The sequence below is a fragment of the Streptomyces sp. NPDC005485 genome (assembly GCF_040606085.1).
GTDB lineage: Bacteria > Actinomycetota > Actinomycetes > Streptomycetales > Streptomycetaceae > Streptomyces.
Window position 1 is genome coordinate 48302 of sequence record NZ_JBEXDZ010000014.1, and the last position, 25295, is coordinate 73596.

The 25295-nt window shown below is 71.4% G+C and carries 24 protein-coding genes; 7 read left to right on the forward strand and 17 right to left on the reverse strand.

The window, feature by feature from the left end; all coding sequences use genetic code 11:
* Positions 1 to 131: 131 nt before the first annotated feature.
* The 3 genes from ABZS97_RS07750 to ABZS97_RS07760 all read right to left on the reverse strand — a co-directional run bounded on the left by ABZS97_RS07750 (position 132) and on the right by ABZS97_RS07760 (position 4486).
* Positions 132 to 497, reverse strand: coding sequence for a hypothetical protein (locus ABZS97_RS07750; RefSeq protein WP_356134841.1), 366 nt, complete (start codon positions 495 to 497; stop codon positions 132 to 134).
* Between the two features lie 123 nt (positions 498 to 620).
* Complete coding sequence (locus tag ABZS97_RS07755) at positions 621 to 1850, reverse strand: acyltransferase family protein (protein ID WP_356134772.1); 1230 nt, start codon at positions 1848 to 1850, stop codon at positions 621 to 623.
* Positions 1851 to 1999: 149 nt separating this feature from the next.
* Positions 2000 to 4486, reverse strand: coding sequence for an alpha-L-arabinofuranosidase C-terminal domain-containing protein (locus tag ABZS97_RS07760; RefSeq protein WP_356134774.1), 2487 nt, complete (start codon positions 4484 to 4486; stop codon positions 2000 to 2002).
* 135 nt (positions 4487 to 4621) lie between these two features.
* Here ABZS97_RS07760 and ABZS97_RS07765 point away from each other — a divergent pair, with 135 nt between their 5' ends.
* Positions 4622 to 5143, forward strand: coding sequence for a DUF6314 family protein (locus ABZS97_RS07765; protein WP_356134776.1), 522 nt, complete (start codon positions 4622 to 4624; stop codon positions 5141 to 5143).
* A 12-nt stretch (positions 5144 to 5155) separates the two neighbouring features.
* Here the strand turns inward: ABZS97_RS07765 and ABZS97_RS07770 are convergent, their stop codons facing one another.
* Positions 5156 to 5740 carry a histidine phosphatase family protein gene (locus ABZS97_RS07770; RefSeq protein ID WP_356134778.1) on the reverse strand — a complete coding sequence of 195 codons (585 nt, stop codon included), beginning with the start codon at positions 5738 to 5740 and terminating at the stop codon, positions 5156 to 5158.
* A 90-nt stretch (positions 5741 to 5830) separates the two neighbouring features.
* A complete protein-coding gene (locus ABZS97_RS07775; protein WP_356134780.1) occupies positions 5831 to 7294 on the reverse strand; it encodes a PLP-dependent aminotransferase family protein in 1464 nt (487 codons plus the stop codon).
* Between ABZS97_RS07775 and ABZS97_RS07780 the strand changes: the two genes are divergently transcribed.
* Entirely contained in the window at positions 7293 to 8240 is a 948-nt protein-coding gene (locus ABZS97_RS07780) for a DMT family transporter (RefSeq protein WP_356134782.1), read from the forward strand. The genes ABZS97_RS07775 and ABZS97_RS07780 overlap by 2 nt on opposite strands.
* A gap of 92 nt (positions 8241 to 8332) precedes the next feature.
* Positions 8333 to 8530, forward strand: a complete 198-nt coding sequence (locus ABZS97_RS07785; protein ID WP_356134784.1) for a DUF1918 domain-containing protein — start codon at positions 8333 to 8335, stop codon at positions 8528 to 8530.
* 22 nt (positions 8531 to 8552) lie between these two features.
* Here ABZS97_RS07785 and ABZS97_RS07790 read toward each other — a convergent pair whose 3' ends face one another.
* The gene (locus ABZS97_RS07790; protein WP_356134786.1) at positions 8553 to 9809 is read right to left on the reverse strand and encodes a family 10 glycosylhydrolase; all 1257 of its coding nucleotides are present in this window, start codon (positions 9807 to 9809) and stop codon (positions 8553 to 8555) included.
* Positions 9810 to 9977: 168 nt separating this feature from the next.
* Between ABZS97_RS07790 and ABZS97_RS07795 the strand changes: the two genes are divergently transcribed.
* Both ABZS97_RS07795 and ABZS97_RS07800 read left to right on the forward strand, forming a co-directional pair.
* Positions 9978 to 10838, forward strand: coding sequence for a 3-hydroxybutyryl-CoA dehydrogenase (locus tag ABZS97_RS07795; RefSeq protein ID WP_356134788.1), 861 nt, complete (start codon positions 9978 to 9980; stop codon positions 10836 to 10838).
* A 215-nt stretch (positions 10839 to 11053) separates the two neighbouring features.
* Positions 11054 to 11311, forward strand: coding sequence for a hypothetical protein (locus tag ABZS97_RS07800; RefSeq protein WP_356134790.1), 258 nt, complete (start codon positions 11054 to 11056; stop codon positions 11309 to 11311).
* A gap of 26 nt (positions 11312 to 11337) precedes the next feature.
* On the opposite strand, the gene ABZS97_RS07805 is transcribed toward ABZS97_RS07800, so the two are convergent.
* The 10 genes from ABZS97_RS07805 to infC form a co-directional block, all read right to left on the reverse strand.
* On the reverse strand, positions 11338 to 11883 hold the full coding sequence (locus ABZS97_RS07805; protein ID WP_356134792.1) for an NUDIX hydrolase: 546 nt from the start codon (positions 11881 to 11883) through the stop codon (positions 11338 to 11340).
* A gap of 200 nt (positions 11884 to 12083) precedes the next feature.
* A complete protein-coding gene (locus ABZS97_RS07810; RefSeq protein ID WP_356134793.1) occupies positions 12084 to 13424 on the reverse strand; it encodes a transcriptional regulator in 1341 nt (446 codons plus the stop codon).
* Positions 13425 to 13693: 269 nt separating this feature from the next.
* Positions 13694 to 14674: a PP2C family protein-serine/threonine phosphatase gene (locus tag ABZS97_RS07815; protein WP_356134843.1), complete on the reverse strand. Its 981-nt coding sequence runs from the start codon at positions 14672 to 14674 to the stop codon at positions 13694 to 13696.
* A gap of 480 nt (positions 14675 to 15154) precedes the next feature.
* The gene (pheT, locus tag ABZS97_RS07820) at positions 15155 to 17662 is read right to left on the reverse strand and encodes a phenylalanine--tRNA ligase subunit beta (protein ID WP_356134795.1); all 2508 of its coding nucleotides are present in this window, start codon (positions 17660 to 17662) and stop codon (positions 15155 to 15157) included.
* On the reverse strand, positions 17662 to 18789 hold the full coding sequence (gene pheS, locus ABZS97_RS07825; RefSeq protein ID WP_356134797.1) for a phenylalanine--tRNA ligase subunit alpha: 1128 nt from the start codon (positions 18787 to 18789) through the stop codon (positions 17662 to 17664). Before pheS ends, pheT begins: the two co-directional genes overlap by 1 nt.
* A gap of 146 nt (positions 18790 to 18935) precedes the next feature.
* Positions 18936 to 20129: an ATP-binding protein gene (locus tag ABZS97_RS07830; protein ID WP_356134799.1), complete on the reverse strand. Its 1194-nt coding sequence runs from the start codon at positions 20127 to 20129 to the stop codon at positions 18936 to 18938.
* A 53-nt stretch (positions 20130 to 20182) separates the two neighbouring features.
* On the reverse strand, positions 20183 to 21040 hold the full coding sequence (locus ABZS97_RS07835) for an RNA methyltransferase (protein ID WP_356134801.1): 858 nt from the start codon (positions 21038 to 21040) through the stop codon (positions 20183 to 20185).
* A gap of 117 nt (positions 21041 to 21157) precedes the next feature.
* Positions 21158 to 21541: a 50S ribosomal protein L20 gene (gene rplT, locus ABZS97_RS07840; protein ID WP_003970214.1), complete on the reverse strand. Its 384-nt coding sequence runs from the start codon at positions 21539 to 21541 to the stop codon at positions 21158 to 21160.
* Between the two features lie 104 nt (positions 21542 to 21645).
* Complete coding sequence (rpmI, locus tag ABZS97_RS07845) at positions 21646 to 21840, reverse strand: 50S ribosomal protein L35 (RefSeq protein ID WP_007829094.1); 195 nt, start codon at positions 21838 to 21840, stop codon at positions 21646 to 21648.
* A 106-nt stretch (positions 21841 to 21946) separates the two neighbouring features.
* Positions 21947 to 22678 (reverse strand): translation initiation factor IF-3, encoded by a 732-nt coding sequence (gene infC, locus ABZS97_RS07850; RefSeq protein WP_356134803.1) that lies wholly within the window; start codon positions 22676 to 22678, stop codon positions 21947 to 21949.
* 357 nt (positions 22679 to 23035) lie between these two features.
* Here infC and ABZS97_RS07855 point away from each other — a divergent pair, with 357 nt between their 5' ends.
* A complete protein-coding gene (locus ABZS97_RS07855; protein WP_356134805.1) occupies positions 23036 to 23392 on the forward strand; it encodes a DUF1844 domain-containing protein in 357 nt (118 codons plus the stop codon).
* A 30-nt stretch (positions 23393 to 23422) separates the two neighbouring features.
* Here the strand turns inward: ABZS97_RS07855 and ABZS97_RS07860 are convergent, their stop codons facing one another.
* Positions 23423 to 24154, reverse strand: a complete 732-nt coding sequence (locus tag ABZS97_RS07860; protein WP_356134807.1) for an SseB family protein — start codon at positions 24152 to 24154, stop codon at positions 23423 to 23425.
* Between the two features lie 150 nt (positions 24155 to 24304).
* Here ABZS97_RS07860 and ABZS97_RS07865 point away from each other — a divergent pair, with 150 nt between their 5' ends.
* On the forward strand, positions 24305 to 25285 hold the full coding sequence (locus ABZS97_RS07865; RefSeq protein ID WP_356134809.1) for a serine hydrolase: 981 nt from the start codon (positions 24305 to 24307) through the stop codon (positions 25283 to 25285).
* Positions 25286 to 25295 lie beyond the last annotated feature (10 nt).

The following is a 25295-nucleotide window of genomic DNA, read 5'->3' on the forward strand; positions in this document are numbered from 1 at the left end:
CTCCTCTTGGATGGCATGACTATACGTTTCTCTGCACGTTTATGCAATCCGGTATGGCGGGGTCCAGGACGAGATCCTCGAGTCTCTGGGCTGAGCACAGGGCGCCGAGGCCTGCGGGGCGGGGCGGTGCTTCAGGCCGCGAGCCGGCCCCTGGACAGCAGCCAACGCCACCGCGGGCGCTCCGTGACGAGGGTGGCGGCGGCCAGCAGGGACACGGCGACCGCCGCCCAGGCGGGCCAGAGCAGCCACGAGGAGAGCACGGCGGCGGTGAGCTGGAGCAGCACCAGCAGGACGGTGACGCCGCCGGGCACCGGGATGATCACGTTGGCCTTGTCGCCCGGTGTGGAGAACAGGGTCGGCAGGCCGATCAGGACCACCAACGACAGGACGGCCAGGAGCCACGAGCGGTCGGCCAGGAGCCAGGGCGTGGCCACCCAGGCGACGAGTTCCGTCGCGAAGCGCAGGGCGGAGGCGGTGCGGTCGTCCGGTGGACCCAGAGGCGTCGGCCCGTCGGCGGCATCGGTCACCCGCGGACGATCTCACGGCGTGCGGGAGCATGTCAGCGGTTCGGCGAGGCCCGTCCCGCCGGAGTAACACCTGAGGCGCATCCCCGCGTGCTCCTACGCGCGCATCCCGAACAGGAACCGCGTCACCCGCGTACGCCGCACCAGCAGGTCGTACGCGGCCAGGGTCAGGACGAGCGAGGCCGCCACGATGACGACGTACTTGACGGCGACCGGCGCGTCCCAGCCCACCACGCCGTACGCGACGGCGACGACGATCGGCTGGTGCAGGACGTACAGCGGCAGCACGGCGGCGGCCAGGTAGCCGTACACCCTGGTGCGGCGGTCCGGCGGGCCCTCGGCCGCCGGCAGCGGCGATGCGTCGGTCCGCGCCGGGCGGCGGCCGCGCCGGTCGAGCAGCCCCAGGATCCCGACGAGCCAGCACCAGCCCGCCGCGCCGTACAGCGCCCGCGCCCCGATCGCGAGCGCCGTCCGGTCCGTGAAGGGATCGTCCGCGGCCAGGAACCCCGGCAGTGCGGCCAGGTACAGGACCAGGCCGAGCCCGGCGGCCCGGCCCGCGTCGCGGCGCATGGCCGTCCTGAACCGCTCGTCGGCGGCGACCACGAAGCCGTACAGGAAGAACAGCAGGTACGCCCAGCGGTGCCAGGCCGCGTAGTTCTTCTCCAGGCCCACCAGGGCGCAGATCAGCGCGACCGGGACGGTGGGCAGCAGGATCACGCCGCGCCGCCGGACCGCCCCGGCCAGGCGGTCGAGCGCCCGGCGGCCGAGACCGCGGGGAAGCCGCAGGACCAGCAGGGCCGGCACGAGCGAGAACACGAGCAGGAGCAGCACGAACCACAGGTGCCCGGTCTCGAAGTCCTCGCCCTGCACGACGAAGGGGAACTTGGCGGGCTCCAGGTGCACGTCGAAGAACCGCGGCCAGAAGTGCCGGTACGACTCGTGGTAGCCGGGGTCGGCGGCGCGCCGCCGCAGCCACTGCGGCACCGGGAGGAGGGTGACCAGCGCGAAGAGCAGCGGTACGCCGAGCCGCCTCAGCCGCTCGACGACGAACCCGGCGGGGCCGCGCCGGTGCAGCGAGTGCCATGCGCCGAAGCCCGCGACGAGGAACAGCATGGGCATCGCCCAGACCACCCCGAGCCCGCCGACGATCGTGGGCACGTCCGAGGTCTCGGCGTTCTTGACGTAGAAGTCGTCCTCGGTGTCGAACACCAACGCCGAGTGGAAGAAGACGAGCCCGATCACCACCAGCATGCGCAGGGCGTCGAGTTCCGGCCGCCGCTGCGGGCGCACGCCGTCCACCGCCGGCTCGACGCGTGCCTCCGCCATCCCGCCTCCCCCGTCCGTCCGGCTCGGGACAGCAGCAGTGTCCGCCCCGCCCGGCGCCGGGCGCTACGGCGCAATGCGCCACGGCACGGCGGCCCAGGCGCACTTCGGTGCCTGGGCCGCCGCTGACTGCCGTCCGCCCTGTCCGGTGCTCAGCCCTTCTTGATGCGCAGGAAGGTCACGGAGTTCGCCGGGAAGGTGTACGTGAAGTGGTCGGCGACCCCCTTGAAGGTGGAGGTGACCGGGGCGACCGCCGTGGCCGTCTCGCTGTTGACCGCCTCGGGCGCCGCGGCGAGCGTGGTCACGGCCGCCCTCGACGCGGTCCTGACCCCGCCGAGGTCGATGGCCGTACGGGCGTCTGCGGCCTGGGCGTTGACGACCTTGACGATCAGGTCACCGGTCTTCGCGTCCTTGGTGACGACCTGACGGAACGGCTCGGCGGGCTTGTCGTCGGTGAAGCTGCCCCACTCCTGGCCGTCGAGGTAGAGGGTGACCTGCCGGCCCCGCACCTTGACGTCGACGTCGTAGGCGCGGCCCGTCTCGACGGAACCGGGCTTGGCGAGAAGCGTCGACTTGCCGCCGTCCACGGCCTGTTCGACGGCGGACTGGGTGTTGTTCCAGCCACCGAGGTTCCACCAGTAGTAGTTGCCGGTGTCCTTGACGCCGAAGGCGACGAGGAAGCCCTCCTTGCCGGACTTCTTGGTGGCCTTCACATGCAGGTCGTAGTCGTGCCAGGCCGGGTCGCCGGCCGAGACCATGGTGTTCTCGGCGGCCACGTCGCTCTGCACGTACTGGCCGTCCTGGACGCTCCAGCTCCCGCCGCCCGTATGGGTCCACTTCGAGGCGTCGCCGCTGAAGTCGTCGCCGAACAGCGCGCTGCCGTCCTCGCCGGTCACCTTGACGTCGTCGTACGCCGCCGTGGTCGCCCACGTCGACAGGCCCACGGCGCCGGAGATGGGCGCGGTGAGGGACGGTGTGCCGGTGGCGGTGCTGGGCACCACACGGTCACCGACGTTGGTCATGAAGAGCTTCTGGACCTCGTAGTCCGCGGAGTTCCATGAAGCGTGGTTGTTGAACCAGATCATGTCGGGGCGCCACTGCACGTAGTCCTCGTTGGCGAGGAGCGGGGCGTACGAGGCGAGCTTCACGACGTCGGCGTTGCGCTCCAGGCCGGTCATGTACGCGGCTTCGGAGAGGGCGTTCTTGAAGGTGTTGCCGCCGGAGGCGTACTCGCCGAGGAAGACCTTGGGGCCGTTCCTGTCGTAGGAGTCGTAGCGGTCGTTGTTCTGCAGGAACCACTGCGGGCTGTTGTAGTAGTGCTCGTCGACCATGTCGACGTTCGCGTCCTTGTTGAGCTTCCAGGCGGTGTCGAAGGTGGTCCCCGAGTCGTCGGGGCCGGCGTTCGAGATCACCTTGATGTTCGGGTACTTGGCCGCGATGGCGGTGCGGAACTGTGTGAAGCGCGCGAAGAACTCGGTCGGCAGGTTCTCCTCGTTGCCGACCTCGATGTGGGTGAGGTGGAAGGGCTTGGGGTGGCCCATCTGTGCGCGCTTCTTGCCCCACTTGCTCGTCACGGGGCCGTTGGCGAACTCGATGAGGTCCAGGGTGTCCTGGATGTGGCGCTTGAGCAGGGCGTCGTCGTCGGTGGCCTTGTTCTGGCCGCAGCCGGTGACGAGGGCCGGCACGACGGGCAGCGGCATCGCGCCGATGTCCTCGGAGTACTGGAAGTACTCGTAGTAGCCGAGGCCGTAACTCTGGTTGTAACCCCAGAAGTTGGAGTTGGTGGCGCGCTGCTCGACCGGGCCGACAGTGTCCTTCCACTGGTACGAGCGCTTGCGCTGGTAGCCGGACGCCTCGTCGTAGCCCTGCATGCTGCCGGTGTTGACCAGGCAGCCGCCGGGGAAGCGCACGAAGCCCGGGTGGAGGGCGGCGATCTTCTGGGCGAGGTCCTTGCGCAGGCCGTTCGCGCGCCCCTTGTAGGTGTCGCGCGGGAAGAGCGAGACCATGTCGAGGGCGACGGGACTGTCCGCGGCGACGGTGAGGCGGCCGGTCGTGCTGCTGCGGGTCGCGGTGAACTTCGCGGTGTACTTGGCCCAGCCACCGCGTGCGGTCACCTTGCGGGCCTCGGCGAGCGCGCCGTCCGCGTCGTGCAGCGTCACCGTGAGGGGCGCGGCGGCGTCGGCGCGGGCCCAGACGGAGAAGGCGTAGGCCTTGCCGCTCTCGACCCTGATGCCGGTGTTGTAACCGGAGTTGGTGACGGACGCGCCGCCGTCCAGGGCGAGATACGTCCGGTTGCGGGCGTTGAGTCGCCCGTCGTCGTTCAGGGCCTTCGCCGTGCCGGTGGTCGCCCAGGAGGTGAGCGGTGTGTAGGAGTTGTTGTCCGCGGTGCTGTACTCGAAGGACCGGTTCTGGACCAGCTCCGCGTACAGCCCTCCGTCCGCGGCGCGGTTGATGTCCTCGAAGAACACTCCGTACATGGTGTCGTCGATCTTGGCGCCCGAGGCCTTGGGGGCGACGTTGATCGCGTAGTCGGTGACGTCCGCGGCGGCGGCGTTCGAGGGCACGGGAAGGACGGCCGAGGCCACCAGGAGCGTGGTGGCGGTGAGGCCGAGTCTCCAGCGGGTGCGGGTGCGTGACATGGATACTCCGCGGCTCTGTAGTGTGAAATTGTTCGAAATACCAGACGGTGGTCAGGACTTCGAACGGCAAGATAGGGAGGAGGCAGGAGTGCGTCAATGGATCGCGCAGTATCGGGTGGGGCGGAGGACGGGACGATGAACGATTTCTGGCCGGTAATCGACGTACTCGCCCACCTGACCGGGAGTTGGCGCGTACGACGCTCGGTGCGGGACCTCGCGAGCGGCGCCGAGGGCGAGTTCACCGGGGGGACGGTCTTCCGGCCGTTCGGCGAAGGTGAGGACGGCGACGGCGACGGTGGCAGTGGCGGTGGCGGTGACCGGGCTCGCCGCGGCGGCGCCGGCCACAGTGGCCCCGGCCTCCTGCACCGCGAGTCCGGCACGTTCCGCTGGCAGGGCGTCACCCGGCCCGCGCAGCGCACGTTGCGCTTCCTGCCCGGTGAGCGTCCCGGCACGGCGAGCGTCCGGTTCGCCGACGGACGCTTCTTCCACGACCTCGACCTGACCGACGGGCGATACGTCGCCGACCATCCCTGCGCGGCCGACCTCTACCGGGGCGAGTTCAGCGTGTACGACGAGGACCGCTGGCGCTCGGTGTGGCGCGTGGGCGGCCCCGCCAAGGACCTGGTTCTGACGACCGACTACACGCGCCTGAGCTGAGAGCCGACCGGCTCACACGCGCTGCAGCCCGGACTCCAGCCGGAAGTTCCAGCGCCCGCCGTGGCCCGCGAGGGTGACCGTCGACAGGGGGCGCACATCGATGTTCCAGTACGTCGACGGCGGGGCCTTCAGCGCGTAGACGAGCGCGGCCCGCACCACCGAGGGCTCGGCCACGGCCACGATGCGGCTGCCGTCGTCCGCGGGGCGCGTGTCGAGCCAGTTGCCGACGCGCTGAATGAAGGACAGCAGGGACTCACCGCCGTGCGGCGTCGAGCGCGGATCGGCGAGCCAGGCGTCCACGGCCGCGGGCTCCCGTGCCATCGCCTCGCCCAGGGTGAGGCCGCGCCACCGACCCATGTCGCAGTCCCGCAGCGCGAGCTGGACCAGCGGCGCATAGCCGAGGGCGTCGCCCGTGGCCCGGCTGCGGGGCGTCGGCGAACAGTAGCGCAGCTCGGCCGCCGCCAGCGGCACCAGCTCGTGGGCAGCGCGCTGCACCTCGTCCCAGCCGGCCTGGTCCAGCGGCCGGTCGTCCTCGAAGCGCTCAGCGAGCAGCGACGAGCTGCGCGCGGCGGCTACGAATGTGACCCGAAGATGCATGCGCAGATCGTGGAGGGAGAGACTCCGCAGGTCAAGGGGGGGTCCCGTAGGTTACTCAGAGTGCATACGGGCTCACGCGGCCGTGATCCACTACGTTCGCCCAGGGGACCCCCCTGCCGAGCCGAGCGCCTCGTCCCACGCCGCCCTCAACCGCCGTACCCCCTCACCGATCTCCTCCGTCCCCCCGACCGCGGCGAAGCTCAACCGCACGTGCCCGGCAGGCGGTTCGGCGCTGAAGTACGGGCGGCCGGGGGTGACGGAGACGCCCGCGCGCAGGGCGCCCGCCACGAGGGCGGACTCGTCCCCGCCGTCCGGCAGCCGCAGCCACAGCTGGTAGCCGCCGAACGGGATGTGCGGCAGGGCGAGTTCGGGGAGCCGCAGACGCAGCGCGGCGGTCATCGTGTCGCGCCGGGTCTTCAACTCGGCCGAAACGGATCGGAGATGACGGGGCCAGGCGGGCGAGCCGACGAGTTCGAGCGCAGCCTCCTGAAGAGGGCGCGGCACGAAGAAGGTGTCGACGACCTGGATGGCCCGCAACCGCTCCAGGACCGGACCGCGAGCCGCCAGGGCACCCACCCGGAAGCTCGGCGAGGTCGCCTTGGTCAGGGAGTTGACGTGCACGACGACCCCGTCGGGATCCTCCGCGGCGAGCGGACGCGGCAGCGGACCCGCGTCCTCGTGCACCAGACGCCGTACGAAGTCGTCCTCGATCACGAACGCGCCGGCCTCGCGCGCGATCCGCAGGACCTCGCCCCGGCGCTCGGGCGCGAGCACGGCGCCGGTCGGGTTCTGGAACAGCGGCTGGCAGACGAAGACCCGGGCGCCGCTCGCCCGGAAGGCGTCGGCGAGGAGCCGCGGCTTCACACCGTCCGCGTCCACCGGCACCGGGACGGGGCGCAGGCCGGCCGCGCGGGCGATCGCCAACATGCCCGGGTACGTGGGCGATTCGACGAGGACCGGGGCACCCGGCGCGGCGAGCGCGCGCAGCGCGGTGGTCAGCGCGGACTGGCCGCCCGCCGTGATGAGCACCTCGGCGGCGGTGACCGCGCCGCCGATCCCGCGCGCGAACCAGTCCCGCAGTTCCGTGATCCCCTCCACGGGCGGCCGGGTCCACGCACCCGGGCGGCGTCCCGCCCGGGACAGGGCCGCGCCCATCGCCCGCTCCGGCTGCAGCGACGGGTGCAGGTAGCCGCCGTTGAACTCGACGACACCGGGCGGCGGCGCCGCGAGCGTGGCGAGCACCCCGGAGGCGTCCACGGTGCGCGGGACGAGTTCGCCCGCGGCGTCCGCGCTCAGCGCGACCTCCTGCCAGGAGGTGTCCCCTTCGGGCGCGGTGGCGGCACGCGGCCGCGCCCGGAAGGCGCCCGCTCCGGGCCGGGTGACCACCAGTCCCTCGGCGGCCAGCTGCGCCAGCGCCCGCGACACGGTCACCGGGCTCACCCGGAACCGCTCGACGAGCGCCCGGCTCGACGGCAGCTTTCCACCTGGAGAGTAGCGATTCAGCTCCCTTCGCAGCTGACCTGCCAGGTCATCGACACTGCTACGCTCATGCATGAGAGCACACGATAGCGCTACTGTCCGGACCTCGATAGCGGTCAGCACGTCCCGCCGGGTGACCGACGGCACGGAGCCCGCCGCGTCCGTCCGCCGGTCCGGGACCCTTCAGGCAGCCCTCGGCGTGACCGCCTTCTCCCTCACCTTCCCCGCCACCGCCTGGGGCCTGGAGGGCTTCGGCCCCTGGTCCCTGGTGGCCGTGCGCAGCGTGCTCGCGGCGGTCATCGCGGGCGGCTGCCTCCTCGCCCTGCGCGTCCGCGTACCGGGCCGGGCGCACTGGGCCGGGCTCGTCGTCGTCGCCGCGGGCGTGGTCGTGGGTTTCCCACTGCTGACGACGCTGGCCCTGCAGACATCCACCACGGCCCACGCGGCCGTGGTCGTCGGCCTGCTGCCGCTCACCACCGCACTGCTCTCGGCGCTGCGCACCGGGGCGCGGCCCTCCCGGACGTTCTGGATCGCGGCGGTCGCGGGCGCGGCAGCGGTGATCGCGTTCACCGTGCAGCAGAGCGGCGGCGCCCTGACCGGCGCGGACGCCTATCTCTTCGGCGCGCTGCTGATCTGCGCGGCGGGCTACACCGAGGGCGGGCGGCTGGCCCGGGTGATGCCGGGCTGGCAGGTCATCGGCTGGGCGCTGGTGCTGTGCCTGCCGCTCGCGCTGCCGGGCGCGCTCGTCGCGCTCTCGCACGAGCCCGTGCGGCTGACCGCGCACAGCGTGACCGGGCTGCTGTGGGTGGCGGCGGGGTCGCAGTTCCTCGGCCTGGTCGTCTGGTACCGGGGCATGGCCGCGATCGGCATTCCCAAGGCCAGCCAGTTGCAGTTGGCGCAGCCGCTGCTCACACTGGTGTGGTCGGTGCTGCTCCTCGGCGAGCACCTCACACCGGCCGCACCTCTGACGGCTGCCGCGGTCCTGGTCTGCATCGCGGCCACCCAGCGGGCCCGAAGCTGACCGGTTCCGCACGGCCCGGGCCAACGGGCGCCCCCGGCCGTAGACTTGCGACCAGGGACCACTACTCCGCGCGCGACGAGGAGGCCCTTCAGATGCGAGCGACTGTGGGCGACAAGCTGGTGCAGCACGGCAGGATCGTCGGGCAGCACGACAAGGTCGCAGAGATCGTGGAAGTGATGGGTGCGGAAGGCACGCCGCCGTACCGCGTCCGCTTCCAGGACGGGCACGAGGCGGTGTGCTCACCCGGCCCGGACTCGGAGATCCGGCACCCCGAGGGCGGCGGGCAGTAACGCGCCGCCGCCCGGCACGGGATCAGCGCGGGGGCCTGGCCGGCCATCGGTAGTGGTCGGCGACCACCCGCGCCATGGCACCGATCCGGTCGGCCCCCACTTCCTTCGCCGAGAAGAACACGTGCCCGCGCACCTGCGGGTAACCCGCGGCGAGGGCAACATGCCGGGACAGCTCGGCCGGGTCCTGCCAGGCCGTGGGCTGCGCCGGATCACCGGCCTTGTACAGCGCCTCACCGATGTACAGCCGTACGCCGGTGCCCTGCGCGACCTCCGCCCACCAGGGCACGAGCTTCGCGTAGTCGGCCGCGGTGAAGCCGATGTTCCAGTACACCTGCGGGCAGATGTAGTCGATCCAGTGCTCCCGGACCCACTTCCTGGTGTCCGCGTGGAGGTCGTCATAGGTCTGCACACCGGCCCGGGTGTCCGAGCCGCGCGCGTCGGTCGCCGCGTTGCGCCACACCCCGAAGGGGCTGATCCCGAAGCGCGTGGTGGGCCGGATCCGCCGGATGCGGGCCGCCGTCTCCAGCACCAGCCGGTCGATGTTGTGGCGCCGCCAGGCCGCCTTGTCCGGGAAGCCCGCGCCGTGCGCCGCGTACGCCGCGTCGTCGTCGAAGACCTGACCCGCGACCGGATACGGGTAGAAGTAGTCGTCCCAGTGCACGGCGTCGATCCGGTATCTGCGGACCGCGTCGAGCATCGCGTCCTGGACGAAGGCACGCACCTCGGGCAGCCCGGGGTTGTAGTAGAGCTTCCCGCCGTACGGGACCACCCACTCGGGGTGAAGGCGGGCGGGATGGGTCGCCACCAGGCGGGTCGGATCGGTGTGGTTGGCGATGCGGTACGGGTTGAACCAGGCGTGCAGTTCGAGGCCGCGGGCGTGCGCCTCGGCGACCGCGGTGCCGAGCGGGTCCCAGCCCGGGTCCTGGCCCTGGACGCCGGTGAGGTACTCGCACCACGGCTCGTACGGCGAGGGCCACAGCGCGTCGGCGGTGGGACGCACCTGGAAGATCACGGCGTTCAGGCGACGGCTCACCGCCGTGTCGAGATGCGCGAGGAGTTCGGCGCGCTGCTGCGCCGCGGTGAGGCCCTGCCGCGAGGGCCAGTCGCGGTTGGCGACGGTCGCGAGCCACATGCCGCGCAGTTCGCGGGCCGCCCGCTCGGGCTCCGGCCCCGGGGTGCCGCGCACCGCGGGCACCGCCGCCGCGTCCCCCGCCGTCATGAGTCCTGACAGCGCCGCCGCCGCGGCCGCCGCGAACGCCCGACGTGACATACGTCCCATCTGCACACCCCCGCACGCTGCGGATCCGTCCGGTCACGGATCGTCTGCCCGCACAGCATGCCCGACCCGGACGATCGATCATCGATACTTCGGAGTAACGTGCACGTTCGGAGCAGGAACCGGACAACGGCGTACCTGCCCGGTCCGTAGATCAGCGAAGGGGACGATGTGACCGACATCGAACGCGTCGGAGTGGTGGGCTGCGGCCAGATGGGAGCGGGCATCGCCGAGGTGTGCGCGCGCGCCGGTCTCGACGTCAAGGTCGCCGAGACCACCGGCGAGGCTCTGGAGTTCGGCCGTACCCGGCTGTTCACCTCCCTGTCCAAGGCGGCGGAGCGCGGGAAGATCTCCGCGGACGAGCTCGCGGCCACCCAGCAGCGGCTCAGCTTCACCACCGACCTCGGCGAGTTCGCCGACCGCGACCTGGTGATCGAGGCCGTCGTCGAGAACGAACAGGTGAAGACCGAGATCTTCCAGGTGCTCGACCAGGTGGTGACCCGGCAGGACGCGATCCTCGCCTCCAACACCTCCTCGATCCCGCTGGTGAAGCTCGCCGTCGCGACCTCGCGTCCCGACCAGGTCGTCGGCATCCACTTCTTCAACCCGGCCCCGGTGCAGCAGCTCGTCGAGCTGATCCCGGCGCTGACCACCTCCGAGGGCACCCTCGGCCGCGCCCAGCTGTTCGCCGAGAAGGTCCTCGGCAAGCACGCGATCCGCGCCCAGGACCGCTCGGGCTTCGTGGTGAACGCGCTGCTGATCCCGTATCTGCTCTCCGCGATCCGGATGTTCGAGTCGGGCATCGCGAGCCGCGAGGACATCGACAACGGCATGGAGATGGGCTGCGCCCACCCGATGGGCCCGCTCAAGCTCTCCGACCTGATCGGCCTGGACACCGTGGCCTCGGTCGCGTACAGCATGTACGAGGAGTACAAGGAGCCGCTCTACGCCGCTCCCCCGCTGCTCCAGCGCATGGTCGACGCGGGCCGGCTGGGCCGGAAGTCCGGGTCGGGTTTCTACACGTACGCCTGATGACGCTGCATCACCAGCGAACCTGACTACGGTCCGTAGACCTCGGACCCGCGCGGGCCCGGCACTCTTTTCGGTGCCGGGCCCGCGCCATTCACACACCGTGTGCGGCCCGGGCTCGCATATGCCCGTCGCACACGCTCCCCACGTGTCCACCAGGCGAGTTGACTTTCCGTGCGCATGCAAGGGATGTGACGACTACGGAAAGGAGCGGACACGTGACCGCCGACCCCGAGCATCCCGTGGTCCCAGGAGAACTCGCAGAGTTACGCCGGTGCCTCGAAGTGGGTCTCACCCGCATCGAGGGCGGGCTGGCTCTGCTCACTCAGCGCGACGACCAGACCGCCAAGGATCTTGACGATCTGAGCTCACGGCTCGTCGCTCTCGAACACACCCGATGGCCCCTGCCCACTCTTGCGGCCGTCGCGGCCGTGGGCGCGCTGGCCGTGGCGGTCTGGCAGGCTCTGGGCCATTAGGTTTCAGGACGCTGTGGGGGGATGGATCAGGGCAACGCGTCCTGCCCGAGCCTGAGATGGTGCAGGAGAAGCAGTGCGGCCGCCATGTTGGCGGCCGGGACCTCGCCGCGGGCGACCATGTCGGGGACGAGCTTGAGGGGGACCCATTCCCTGCGGTCCGATTCGAAGTCGTCCACGGGGTGGCCGACATAGGTGCCCTCATCGGCCCAGAAGATGTGGTGCCGGGCGTCGGTGAGCCCGTTGGAGGGCTCGACGCTCATCAGATGGCGCAGAGGTCCCGGTCGCCAGCCGGTCTCCTCCTCCAGTTCGCGGGCCGCCGCCACGGCGATGTCCTCGCCGTCCTCGACGACGCCCGCCGCGAGTTCCCACCCCCAGCTGTCGGTGATGAAGCGGTGCCGCCACAGGAGGAGCACCTCATTGGCCTCGTTCACCACCGTGGCCACGGCGACGGGCCGCAGCCGTATTAAAAAGTGATCGAGGTGCCGACCGTCCGGCAGCTCGACATCTGCGAGATTGACGCTGAACCAGCGGTTTGCGTACACAGTTTGTTCGTTCTGTTTCGTCCACTGCACGGTTCTGCCACCTTCCGCCGAGTAGATGGCAATATCGCAGCAGGAGCACCCTGACAGCAGGCTCACAGCAGGCCGCTCGCAGCGCAGCGGTAGGCGCAGTGTCCGCGCGGGCGTGGGCGCGGTCTCCCCCTGGCACAGGGTGGGGCGTTCTCCTCCGGGCGGCCCCGCGGATCGTTTCCGCAGTTCGCCGGGGGGTCTTGCTACAGCGGTACGCGCAGTGCCCCGTCGATGAGTTCGGCGGCCTCGGCCGTGCCCGCACAGCCGCTGCGCACCAGGTGTTCGCGTACCGCGCGCAGTCTGTCGCGCAGGCGCTGGGACTCCATCCCCCGCGCCTGTTCGGCCATTTGGACCGCTGTGGCCACCGCCTTGTCGGCGTTGCCCTGGCGCAGTTCGATCTGGCTGAGCATCGCGAGCCGGTGCACCCGCCCCCGGTCGTGCGCCGGATTGCCCACGGCGGCCACCGCGTGCTCCCCGGCAGCCACCAGGTCACCGAGGCTGAGCAGCGCCTCCGCCACCTGGACGTTGACCAGACCGGGCTGGACATAGCCGGTCTCGTCCGGCTCGTACCCGCGCCGGATGCGCTCGGCGGCCTGTTCGGCACGCCGGATGCAGGACAGCGCGCTGCTGCCGTCGCCGAGGTGGGCGTACGCCTTGGCCTGCATCGCGTAGAGGTCCGAGGCGAGCGCCGGTGTGATGTGCCGCCCGGCGGCGCGCAGCGCGGCCTCCGCGAACGCCACCGCCTGCCGGTACTCGCGCATGAACAGCGACTGGTTGACGAGCAGGGCTATCACATAGGCGCCGAGGCCTCTGTCCCCGCTGGCCTTCGCCAGGCGCAGGGCCTGGTGGAAGTAGCGCTGGGCCAGTCCGTGCGCGTCGGAGTCGTAGGCGCAGATGCCCGCTATGGCGACCAGCCCGCCGGTCGCGCGGTGGAGCTGGCGGCCGGTGGCGTCGGTGTAGCTGCCGCGCAGCAGGGGCGCCGTCTCGGAGTTGAGGAAACCGACGATCCGGGTGCGCGTGGCCACACCGCCCGCCTTGCGGTACATCTGCTCGTAGTGGGCGCGGGCCGAGCGCAGCATCTCGATGTCGGCCATGCTGACGCGGTGCCGGCCGCCGCGCGAGACGTCCACGTCCTCGGGCGGGTTCTCCCACTCCCACACGGGCATCACGGCGGGAGTCCCGGTGACGGCGGGGGCGCCGAGGATGTGCGGGCGCTGCTGTTCGTCGGAGCGCCACAGGGCGGTGGCGCGCTCGACGAAACCGGAGAGGGTGGTGCCGTGCGGGGCGGACGGTTCGCCGGGCACCCCGAGGCCGATGTCGTCGAGGGTGACGGGCCGGTGCAGCCGCACGGCGAGCACTTCGCAGATCAGGTCGGGCACCTGGCCACGCGGGCGCTGCCCCTTCAACCACCGCGCCACGGCCGTGTGTTCGTAGCGCAGCGCGAGGCCGCGGGCGCGTCCCGCCTGGTTGACATGGGCGGCGAGTCCCGCGTGCGAGATGCCCGCCTCGTCGAGAATCGCGTCGAGCAGAGTGTTGGGCTGCATGGAGGCCCCCCGGGTGGCTCGGTGCCGTCAGATTAGTGCGTTCGCCTTCACACGGGGTGTGAAGCGAATGCTCGTGAACGGGCAGTACGCGCGCTGTTGCAGAGCGTTTCGGGCCGGTTGACTGAAATGCCTCGCAAGAGGCCGGCCGGGCCGCCGGCTCCCCCTCGTACAGTGCGGCGGCCCGTCTCCGCGCCGTCCGCCCAGCTGCCTGCCCGACACTCCGTGGCGGGGCGGCCGGCGCCCGCCGCCGGTCACGACGGCGGGCCGGGTCATGTGACGCGCTGGGCGACGGCCGTGCCGTGCTGCACGGGCACGCGCCCGCGGTCGTTGCGCAGTACGAGCAGTGCCACGTCGTCGGCGGGCCTGCCCCCGCTGTGGCGCAGCAGCCCGGCGAAGACGGTCCGCAGTACGGACTGGGGTGAGACGGGCTGGACTTGGACGGCTTCGGTGAGCGCGTCGTACAGCGGGAAGAACCGGCCACGGCTGTCGCGCGCGTCCTCGACGCCGTCGGTGTGCAGGAACAGCGCCTCGCCGGGCAGCAGTTGGCCGCACGGCTCGACGGGCAGCTCGGCCGGCAGCGGGAACGAGCCCAGCGGGGGCAGCGGTTCCTCCGACGACAGCCGCTCGGCATGACCGCGTGCGCCCGCCGGTGCGAGCCCGCTGCGCAGCAGATACGGCCAGGGATGCCCGCAGTTGATGACGTACATCTCGTCGTCGCGGCGGATCTCCAGCAGGAGCAGCGTGACGAACTCCTCGGCGACCGGGCTCTCCGGGTCCAGCCCGGTCGCGGAGGGGTGCTCGGCGCGGGCCCGCTCGCGCAGATGCCGGGCCAGCGCCCGCTCCAGCCGGCGCAGCACACAGCCGAGTTCGGGTTCGTCGTGCACGGCCTCGCGGAAGCTGCCGAGGACGGCGGCGACGGTGCCGATGGCGGCGAGACCGTGTCCGCGCACATCCCCCATGACGACGCGTACGCCGTGCTCGGTGGCGATCACCTCGTACAGATCGCCGCCCACGATCGCGCCGTGGTCCGCGGAGTGCTGTACCGCGGCGATGTTCAGTCCGTCGATACGGGGCGGCAGCGGCCGCAGCAGAACGTTCTGCGCGGCGCCCGCGATCTTGCGGATCTGTTGGAGTTCGCGCAGCAGTGCCCGTCTGACATGGAGTATCAGCCCGCTGCCGACGGCGAAGAAGACGGCACTGGTGACGATCCGGGCGCCGAGACCGTTCTGCTGGGCGAGCGGGCAGACCATTTTGTACGTGATCGCGATCGCCCCCCAGACGGTGGGCAACGCCAGGCTCAGCACCCGGCGCAGGGGCTGTCGGCGGCCCCGTCGGACGATCGGATCGGGGCCGGCTTTCGGGCCGCCCTCCCGGATCCTTCGCGGCGGCCCGGCTCTGGTGCCGCCCCTGCCTCTGCCTCTGCGGAGCGCCCGGGCGAGTCCGGCCCGCAGGTCGTCCGCCCGGCCCCGCGCCGTCCGGCCCGCGCGGGACAGCGCCCGCGAGTTCGTCCGGGGCGTCGCCGTGCAAGGAGCCCCAGCCTTGTTACGGATCATGCCGATTGGCCCCCCAATAGGCCCTGACAGCGCAGACGGCCTCCGCGAGGCCGGTCCGATTCTGTCGACCGCATGCCCCGTTCGGACCAGATCACCCGGACTTGTCACCCGAACGAGTGAGGGGCACATCCGGCGTTCCGGACGTGCCCCTCAGTACCTCTCCGTGCTCATGCCGTGCTACGCGCCGCGCAGCACCGCCCCCGTGCGGTCGGCCGCCAGGGCGACCGCCGCGTCACGCGCCGCGGAGGCCTCGTCGACGGTCAGCGTGCGGTCGGCGGCGCGGAAGCGCAGCGCGTAGGCCAGCGACTTCCTGCCCTCGCCGAGGTGCTCGCTGTTCTCGTAGACGTCGAACAGGCGGATGGACTCCAGGAGTTCACCCGCGCCCTCGCGCAGCGCGGCCTCCACGTCCGTGTGGGGCACGAACCGGTCGACGACCAGCGCGACGTCCTGCGTGGCGACCGGGAACGTCGAGATCTTCGGGCCCCTCGGGACACCGGCGCTCGCCTGCTCCAGCGCGTCGAGGTTCAGCTCCATCGCACAGGTGCGCGCGGGCAGGCCCAGGGTCTTCAGGACACCGGGGTGCAGCTCGCCGGCGTGCCCGACGACCTGCTCCGCACCGTCGATGACGACGGCGAGCTCGGCGCAGCGGCCCGGGTGCCACGGCCCGTACTGACCGGTGCGGACGAGGAGTTCGGTCCCCGCCTCGCGGGCCAGCGAGCGCGCGGCCTCGATCGTGTCGGCCCAGTCGGCCGGACGCCCCGGGCCCCACCAGCCGGTCTGCTCGCGGGCGCCCGCGAGGACGACGGCTGCGTGCCGGGGCTGGAGGGGGAGCGCGGCCGTGAGGGACGCGATCTCCTCGTCGGTGGGGCGGCGGTCGACGGGCAGACGGCCCGCGACGCGCAGCTCCTCCTGCGGGTGGAAGACCAGGCCCGTCTCGAACAGCGCGAGGTCGTGCGAGCCGCGGCCGTCGTTGCGGCGCAGCGCACCGAGCAGGCCCGGCAGCAGCGCCGTACGAAGAGCGGGCTCCTCGTCGGAGAGCGGGTTGACCAGCCTGACGACCTTGCGCTTCGGGTCGTCGGCGGCCAGGCCGAGCTGGTCGAAGACGTGCTCGCCGAGGAACGGGTAGTTCGGCGCCTCGACGTATCCGGCGCCGGCCAGCACCCGGCCGACCCGGCGGTGCAGCCGCTGCCGGTCGGTCAGGCCCAGACCCGCGGGGGGCTTGGGCAGCGTGGAGGGCAGGTTCTCGTAGCCCTCAAGGCGGATGACCTCCTCCGCCAGGTCGTTCGGGTCGGTGAGGTCGGGCCGCCACGACGGGACGGTGACGATCAGCTCGTCCTGTCCGTAGACGTCGCAGCCGACCTGCTGGAGACGGCGTACGACGGTCTCGCGGCCGTAGTCGACGCCCGCGACCCGGTCCGGGTGGTTGGCCGGGATGGCGATGGTGCGCGGCGCGGAGGGCGCGATGACCTCGGTGACGCCGGCGTCGGCGGTGCCGCCCGCGAGGAGCACGAGCAGGTCGACCGTGCGCTGGGCGGCGGCCGCCGCGGCGAGCGGGTCGACGCCGCGCTCGAAGCGCTTGGACGCCTCGGAGGCCAGCTTGTGACGGCGGGCGGTGCGCGCGATGGAGATCGCGTCGAAGTGCGCGGCCTCGATGACGACCTCGGTGGTGGTGCCCTCGGTGTCGTCGATCTCGGTGTTGGCGCCGCCCATGACGCCCGCGAGGCCGATGGGACCGCGGTCGTCGGTGATCACCAGGTCCTCGGCGTCCAGCGTGCGCTTGGCGCCGTCGAGGGTGGTGAGCTGCTCGCCCTGCTCGGCTCGGCGCACGCCGATCGCGCCCTGGACGCGGGTGCGGTCGTACGCGTGCAGCGGCTGACCGAGCTCCAGCATCACGTAGTTGGTGATGTCGACGGCGAGCGAGATCGGGCGCATGCCGGCCTTCTGGAGGCGGCGCTGCAGCCAGAGCGGGGAGCGGGCCTCGGGGTCGAGGCCGGTCACCGTGCGGGCGGTGAAGCGGTCGCAGCCGGCCGGCTCGGAGATCTGCACCGGGTAGCCGAAGGCGTTCGGGGCCGGTACGTCGAGCAGCGCCGGGTCGCGCAGCGGCAGACCGTAGGCGATGGCGGCCTCGCGGGCGATGCCGCGCAGCGAGAGGCAGTAGCCGCGGTCGGGGGTGACCGCGATGTCGAGGACCTCGTCGACGAGTTCGAGCAGCTCGATCGCGTCGGTGCCGACCTCGTACTCCGGCGGGAGCACGATGATGCCGTGCGAGCCGTCGTCGCCCATGCCCAGCTCGTCGCCGGAGCAGATCATGCCGTGCGACGTCCTGCCGTACGTCTTGCGCGCGGCGATCGCGAAGTTGCCGGGCAGCACGGCGCCGGGCAGGACCACGACGACCTTGTCGCCGACGGCGAAGTTGCGGGCGCCGCAGACGATCTCCTGGGGCTCGCCGGTGCCGTTGGCCTGGCCGACGTCGACGGTGCAGAAGCGGATCGGCTTCTTGAAGCCCTCGAGTTCCTCGATCGTCAGCACCTGGCCGACGGCGAGGGGGCCCTTGAGGTCGGCGCCGAGCTGCTCGACCCTCTCGACCTCGAGGCCGGCGGAAACGAGCTTGGCCTGCACATCGCGGCCGGTCTCGGTGGCGGGGAGATCGACGTACTCCCGCAGCCAGGAAAGCGGGACCCGCATCAGATCTCCATCCCGAACGGCCGGGTGAACCGGACGTCACCCTCGACCATGTCTCGCATGTCTTCGACGTTGTGGCGGAACATCAGCATCCGCTCGATGCCGAACCCGAAGGCGAATCCGCTGTACTTCTCCGGGTCCACACCGCAGGCGACCAGGACGCGCGGGTTGACCATGCCGCAGCCGCCGAGCTCGATCCAGCCCTCGCTGGAGCACGTACGGCAGGGGCGGTCGGGGTTGCCGACGGACTCGCCCTTGCAGACGTAGCAGAGCATGTCCATCTCGGCGGACGGCTCGGTGAAGGGGAAGTAGTTGGGGCGCAGCCGGGTCTTCATGTCCGCGCCGAAGAGCGACTGGACCATGTGATCCAGGGTGCCCTTCAGGTCGGCCATGGTCAGGCCCTCGTCGATGGCGAGGAGCTCGATCTGGTGGAAGACCGGGGTGTGCGTGGCGTCCAGCTCGTCCGTGCGGTACACGCGGCCGGGGCACACGATGTAGACGGGCGGCTCACGGTCGAGCATGGCGCGGGCCTGCACCGGAGAGGTGTGGGTGCGCAGCACGACACCGGACTCGTCGCCCTGCGCGCCCTTGGGGCCCTGGACGAAGAAGGTGTCCTGCATCTGCCGGGCCGGGTGGTCGGGCGTGAAGTTGAGGGCGTCGAAGTTGAACCACTCGGCCTCGACCTCGGGGCCCTCGGCGATCTCGTATCCCATGGACACGAAGACGTCGGCGACCCGCTCCATCATGGTGGTCAGCGGGTGGCGTGCGCCGGCCGGTACGCGGTCGTAGGGCAGCGTGACGTCGACTGCCTCCTCGACCAGCACACGGGCGTCGCGCTCCGCCTCCAGCTCCGTCTGACGGCCGGTGAGGGCCTTGTTGACGGCGCCGCGGGCCTGGCCGACGAGCTTGCCGGCGGCGGCCTTGGCGTGCGGGGGCAGGGCGCCGATCTCGCGGTTGGCGAGGGCCAGCGGCGAGGTGCCGCCGGTGTGCGCGACCTTCGCCTCCTGGAGCGCGTCGAGGTCACCGGCGGCCGCGAAGGCGGCGAGCGCCTCGTCCCGCATGCGCTCGATCTCTTCCGGTTTCAGGGCCTCGACCTCTACAGGGTCGTACGACTTATTCGGTGCCGACATCTCTTCCCGTGCTTCCGGTTGGCTGGCTGAGGGTCCCCGTCCCGACTCGGGGGACGCATCGTCCCTGAACGGGGACGCAAAGGTGCCAAAGGCCGAGTCTAACGGGGGTGGGGGATGCGTATGCGCCCGTGGGGCTCCGCTCGGCGTTACTGCAGATACGCCGGGGTGCTCACGGGCAACGTAAATCGGAACTCGGCGCCGCCGCCGGGGGCGCGGCCGACCGTGATGGTGCCGCCGTGGGCTTCGACGATGCCCTTGACGATGTACAGCCCGAGGCCCGTGCCGCCGCGTTTGCTGCCCCGCCAGAAGCGGGTGAAGACGCGGTTCATGGACTCCTCCGGGATGCCGCTGCCCTCGTCGCTCACGGTGACCGACGTGCTGACGTCCTCCCCTTCGCGGGGGGACGCCGAGGGCGTGACGTCAATCGTGACGGTTCCCTCGCCGTGGCGCACCGCGTTTTCGAGCAGGTTGCTGAGTACCTGGTCGACCTTGTCGGGGTCGGCCCACAGGTCGGGCAGCGGCTGCTCGACGCGGAGCAGGAAGCGGTCGGCGGGCTGGCCCGCGGCGACGTACGCCTGGATGTGGCGGCCGACGGCGGCCCCGATGTCGACGGGCTGGCGGCGCACTTCGAGGCGCCCGGAGTCGATGCGGGAGATGTCGAGCAGTTCGGCGATGAGCCGGGTGACGCGGTCGGCGTCGGCGTCCACCGTCTCCAGCATCAGCTTCTTCTGGTCGTCGGTGAACCGCTCCCACTTCGCGAGGAGGGTCGCGGTGAAGCCCTTGACGGAGGTGAGCGGCGAGCGCAGTTCATGGGCGACGGTGGCTATCAGCTCGGCGTGGCTGCGCTCGGTGCGGCGGCGGGCCTCGGTGTCACGCAGGGAGACGACGATGCGGCGGACGGGGCCGGTGGGGCGGGTGCGGACGTAGCGCGCGGAGACGAGCACTTCCCGGCCGCCCGGCAGCAGCAGATTGCGCTCGGGTTGCCCGATGCGGATGGCGAGGCCTCCGTAGGGGTCCGTCAGCTGCCACCAGCGTCGCCCCTCCAGGTCCTCTAACGGAAGGGCCCACTCAAGGGGCCGGCCGAGGGCGTCGGCGGCGGGGACGGCGGTGATCCGGGCGGCCGCGGCGTTGAAGCAGATCACCCGGCCGTGCTCGTCGGCGACGACGAGCCCGTCGGGCAGGTCGTCGGGGTCGATGCCCAGCTCCGCTGCGAGGTCGGCCGCGAAGGCCGTTCCGGGGCCGGTCTCGGAGTCGGCGGGGTCATCGCGCCGGGACGCGGGAGTGCTGTGTGCCTCCCGTGCTCGCAGCGCCTTCTTGGCACCGCTCGTGCCGACACTCATCCCCGTACCCCACCTCTCGTCTGGCGCAGAGGGCCCCCGAGCCCGTCACCCTACTAGCTCTCGGTGACGGAACGGCACCCTCCGGAGGCGCGCTGTGCACGGGCGGACGCGTAGAGACATACGGCCGCGGCCGTCGCGAGGTTCAGACTCTCGGCCCTTCCGTGGATCGGCACCCGCACCACGGCGTCCGCCAGCGCGCGGGTCTCCTCCGGGAGCCCCCACGCCTCGTTGCCGAACACCCAGGCGGTGGGCCCGCCCATGGTCCCGTGGTCCAGCTCGTCGTCGAGGTCGTCCTCCCCCGCCCCGTCGGCGGCGAGAATGCGCACCCCGGCCTCCTTCAGCCCCTCGACGGCCCGCTCCACGGGAACGCCGACGGCGACGGGCAGATGGAAGAGGGATCCGACGGAGGCGCGCACGGCCTTGGGGTTGTACAGGTCGACGGAGGCGTCGGTCAGTACGACGGCCTCGGCGCCGGCCGCGTCCGCGCACCGCAGCACGGTCCCGGCGTTGCCGGGGTCGCGTACGTGCGCGAGTACGGCGACGAGCCTCGGCCGCGCCCGGAGGATCTCCTCGAAGGGGGTGTCCAGGAAGCGGCAGACCCCGACCAGCCCCTGCGGGGTGACGGTCGTCGAGATGTCGGCGATCACCTCGTCGTCGGCGAGGTGCACGCGCGCCCCGGCGGCCCGGGCGTCGCCCACGATGTCGGCGTACCGCTCGGCGGCCTCGACGGTCGCGAAGAGCTCGACGAGGGTGCCCGCCTCGCCGCCCCGATGCGCCACGGCCTCCCGTACGGCCTGCGGCCCCTCGGCGAGGAACAGCCGCTCCTTCCCCCTGAAGTTCCGCCTGGCCAGCCGTCGCGCGGCAGCGACACGAGGCGAACGCGAAGAGATCAACTCGGGGGCGACGGGCATGGGGGCACCTTCGGGGTTGCGGGGTGGAGAACAGGGCACCGGACGCACACGGACCCGCAGGCCTTCACGGCCTGCGGGTCCGGTTCACATCACGTCCGGCTCGAAGCCGGTGCGGTGTCAGGCAGCCTTGGGCGCGTTCACGTCCGACGGCAGGGCCTTCTGCGCGACCTCGACGAGCGCGGCGAACGCGTTGGCGTCGTTGACGGCCAGCTCGGCGAGGATCTTGCGGTCCACCTCGATGTTGGCGGCCTTCAGACCCTGGATGAGGCGGTTGTACGTCATGCCGTTCTGGCGGGCCGCAGCGTTGATGCGCTGGATCCACAGCTGACGGAAGTCGCCCTTGCGCTTCTTGCGGTCGTTGTAGTTGTAGACCAGCGAGTGGGTGACCTGCTCCTTGGCCTTGCGGTACAGGCGCGAACGCTGACCGCGGTAGCCGGAGGCCGCCTCGAGGATCGCCCGGCGCTTCTTGTGGGCGTTGACTGCCCGCTTGACGCGTGCCACTTTTTAACTCCTTGTAGCGGGGCCGTGGTTGTCGTCACACGGCCCGAAATCGATGGGGTCCCGGTCCTGGCGTACGGCGCTCTGAGAGATCAGGCGCCCGTACGTCACTTGCCGAGAAGCTTCTTGATCTTCTTGGCGTCGCCCGGGGCCATCTCGGCGTTGCCGGTGAGGCGGCGCGTCAGGCGGGACGACTTGTGCTCGAGCAGGTGGCGCTTGCCGGCGCGCTCACGGAGCACCTTGCCGGAGCCGGTGACCTTGAAGCGCTTGCTGGCACCGCTGTGCGACTTGTTCTTCGGCATAGCGCCGTTCTCTCCTCGTCAGTGGCGTTCCGGTGCCCGGTCGTGAAACCGGGCACGGTGGAACGTCATATGTATCGGTTGGCATCCCGGGGCATACGCCCTGGGATCAGGCCTCGGCGGAAGCCTCGGCCGGGGCCTCTGTGGCCTCGGCCTCGGTGATCTCGGCCTCGGTGATCTCCTGGTCGGCGATCTCCTCGTCCGTGATCTCACCGTCGGCGGCGTTCTGCGACTTGCCCGGGTTGGCCTTCGCCTCGGCCTTGCGAGCCGCCTGGGCCTCGCGGGCCTCGGCCATCGCCTCGGTCTTCTTCTTGTGCGGACCGAGAACCATGATCATGTTCCGGCCGTCCTGCTTCGGGTTCGACTCGACGAAACCGAGGTCCTCGACGTCCGTCGCGAGTCGCTGCAGCAGTCGGTAGCCGAGCTCCGGCCTGGACTGCTCGCGGCCACGGAACATGATCGTGATCTTGACCTTGTCGCCCTGCTTGAGGAACCGGACGACGTGACCCTTTTTGGTGTCGTAGTCGTGCGGGTCGATCTTCGGCCGGAGCTTCATTTCCTTGATGACCGTGTGCGCCTGGTTCTTGCGCGCCTCACGGGCCTTCATGGCCGACTCGTACTTGAACTTGCCGTAGTCCATGAGCTTGCAGACCGGCGGACGTGCACTCGCCGCCACCTCGACCAGGTCGAGGTCGTACTCCTGCGCAAGCTCCAGGGCCTTGGCAAGCGGAACAATCCCGACCTGCTCGCCGCTGGGACCGACAAGTCGCACTTCGGGAACGCGAATCCGGTCGTTGATGCGGGGCTCGGTGCTGATGGATCCTCCTCGGTTGCACCACACGGCGGTCTGGCGGACAGCCGCGTATGTCTCTGATGACAGTTGGACCAACCACCGCGGGGCATGAAAAATGCCCCGGACGGGACACAGGCGGGGCTCCAAGGAATACCGGAGCACCGCCGCGGTGAACCGCGGGGCGCACATTCGGGCGACTCCATCGTCCGTACGGAACGATGGCGGCCGCCTGACCGGATGACCTGCCGTCCCGGAGGATGGTCAGGTGGGAGATCGGAGCCTCCACTTGCGGGCCGGGCACAGCAGTGTCCGGCCGGTCGTTACACAAGGTTAGCAGCTCGGGCCTGGAAGGGCTAACCGAGGCCAACTGGGGCCGGGCCCCACCCGGGACCTATCGTGGGACGCATGAGTGACACCCCTCCCCAGACGCCCGACTTCGACACCATGGCCCGCGACATCGCCGAGGTCCCCGCGGTCGAGGTGATCGTGACGGTCGCCGTCAACCTGATGAGCGCCGCCGCCGTGAAGCTCGGCCTGACCGAGGAGGGCGACGAGCACAAGGACCTGGACGAGGCGCGCAAGCTGGTGCACGCCCTCGCCGGGCTGCTCGACGCGAGCGCGACCGAGATCAGCTCCTTCCACGCGGCCCCGCTGCGCGACGGCCTGAAGTCGCTGCAGCTGGCGTTCCGCGAGGCGTCGTTCGTCCCCGACGAGCCGGGCCAGGGCCCCGGCGAGAAGTACACGGGCCCGGTCTACGGCTAGAGCCCGTCCCCGGCTGCTCCGCGGCCGCTCTCACTGACGTACGTACAAGGGCTCGCCCGGTGGCGTCGTCCCGGCCGGCAGCAGTGCCAGGTCGAGGCCGCGCACCAGGCGGGCCCTGAGTGTCTCGTCGGCCGCGAGACGCCCGGCGACCGCGCGGGCGGCCTCGGCCGGCTCCGCGGACGGGTCCAGGACGAGGGCGAGGATGCCGTCGGCCTGGCCGGGTCCGAGGTGGGCGCGGAGCACCGCGGGCTCAGCGGCGACGGCGGCGCGCACCGCGTCGGTCACGGCCGGGTCGGCGAGCGGGTCCTCGGTGGTGCGCCCCTCGGCGAGGGCGCGCAGCGCGGCGCCGGTCAGCTCGTAGGGGACCGGGCCGGACAGGTCGAGCACGATCGTGTCGGCCTTCTCGTGCACCGCCGCCTGCAGGGCCTGGTGCAGGGGTACGGCGACGGGGCGGGCGGCGGGGTCCCAGCGGGCCAGCGACTCGGTGGACGTGAAGGCGGGCAGGGCCGTGCGGTCGCCGGCCTTCAGCGTCGGGACCGCCATGTCACTGGTCTTCTCGTGGCGCAGTCCGTTCTCGTCCTCCTCGACCTCGCCGAGTACGGCCACGACGGGTACGAGGAGCCGGGCGCCCTTGAGCGCCTCCAGGACCGGCCCGACGGCGGTGCGGTCCTCGGCCCAGGCGGCGAGCGCCGCGCTCAGCCGGGGGTCGGCGGAGCCGTCGTCGTCGGGGAAGCCGGAGTCGGGAATGTTCTTGTTCGCCACGGTCCCCGACCCTATCGGGGGGATCCTGCTGCGCTTGTGCGGCCCCGGAAACCCGGCGTTGACAGAACTCACGGGTTTCTCAGCTTTCCCTGACAGACATCTAACATTCGTCTAACGGCGCGCACAGGCCGGTCGCCCAGCATCGCGGGCATGGAGTCCCACAGAGCTCACCGCCGCCCTGCCCGGCCCTCCCGGCGCCGCCCGCTGGTCTACAGCGCTCTCGCCTCCGCCGTGATCGTCGGCGCCACGGCGGCGGGGACCGCGTACGTGAAGGCGCAGGCGCACACCGGCTCGGGCGCCGTATCGTCGGCGGCGTCGGCGACGGCACCCTCGGCTTCGGCCACGGTGAACGAGGAGGCGTCCGTGGAACCTGTCGTGGAGACCTCGGTGGACCGGGCGGCACTGCTCGCCAAGGCCATGAAGTCCGTGACCGTCGAGGCGGGCGCGGAGGTGTCGGTCGCGGTGCTCGACGTGGACTCCGGCGAGAGCGCCTCCTACGGTGACGGCACGTTCGACACCGCCAGCATCGTCAAGGTCGACATCCTGGCCGCGCTGCTGCTCCAGGCGCAGGACGCCGGCCGGCATCTGACGGCGCAGGAGAAGGCGTACGCCACCGCGATGATCGAGAACAGCGACAACACGTCCGCGTCCGCGCTGTGGAAGTCGATCGGGCAGGCCGACGGCCTCGGGACTGCGAACAAGCGCTTCGGGCTGACCGCCACCGAGGGCGGCACCGGCATGCTGTGGGGGCTGACCCAGACCGACGCGGCCGATCAACTCGCGCTGCTGCAGCAGGTGTTCGGTGACGACTCGGAGCTGAGCGAGACCTCACGGGCGTATCTGCAGGGACTCATGGGCAGGATCGAGGCCGATCAGCACTGGGGTGTCTCGGCGGCGGCCGACGGCTCCGCGTGGGCGCTGAAGAACGGCTGGCTGGCGCGCAGCACGACCGGGCTGTGGGACATCAACAGCATCGGCCGGGTCACGGCCGACGGGCACGACTACCTGGTGGCGACACTCTCGAACGGCAACTCGACCCAGGCGAAGGGGATTTCACTGGTCGAGGCAGCGGCTAAGGCGGCGGTGTCGGCGTTCTCCGACAGTGCGGACAGCGCGGAAAGCACCGACTGAAGAGGCGTGG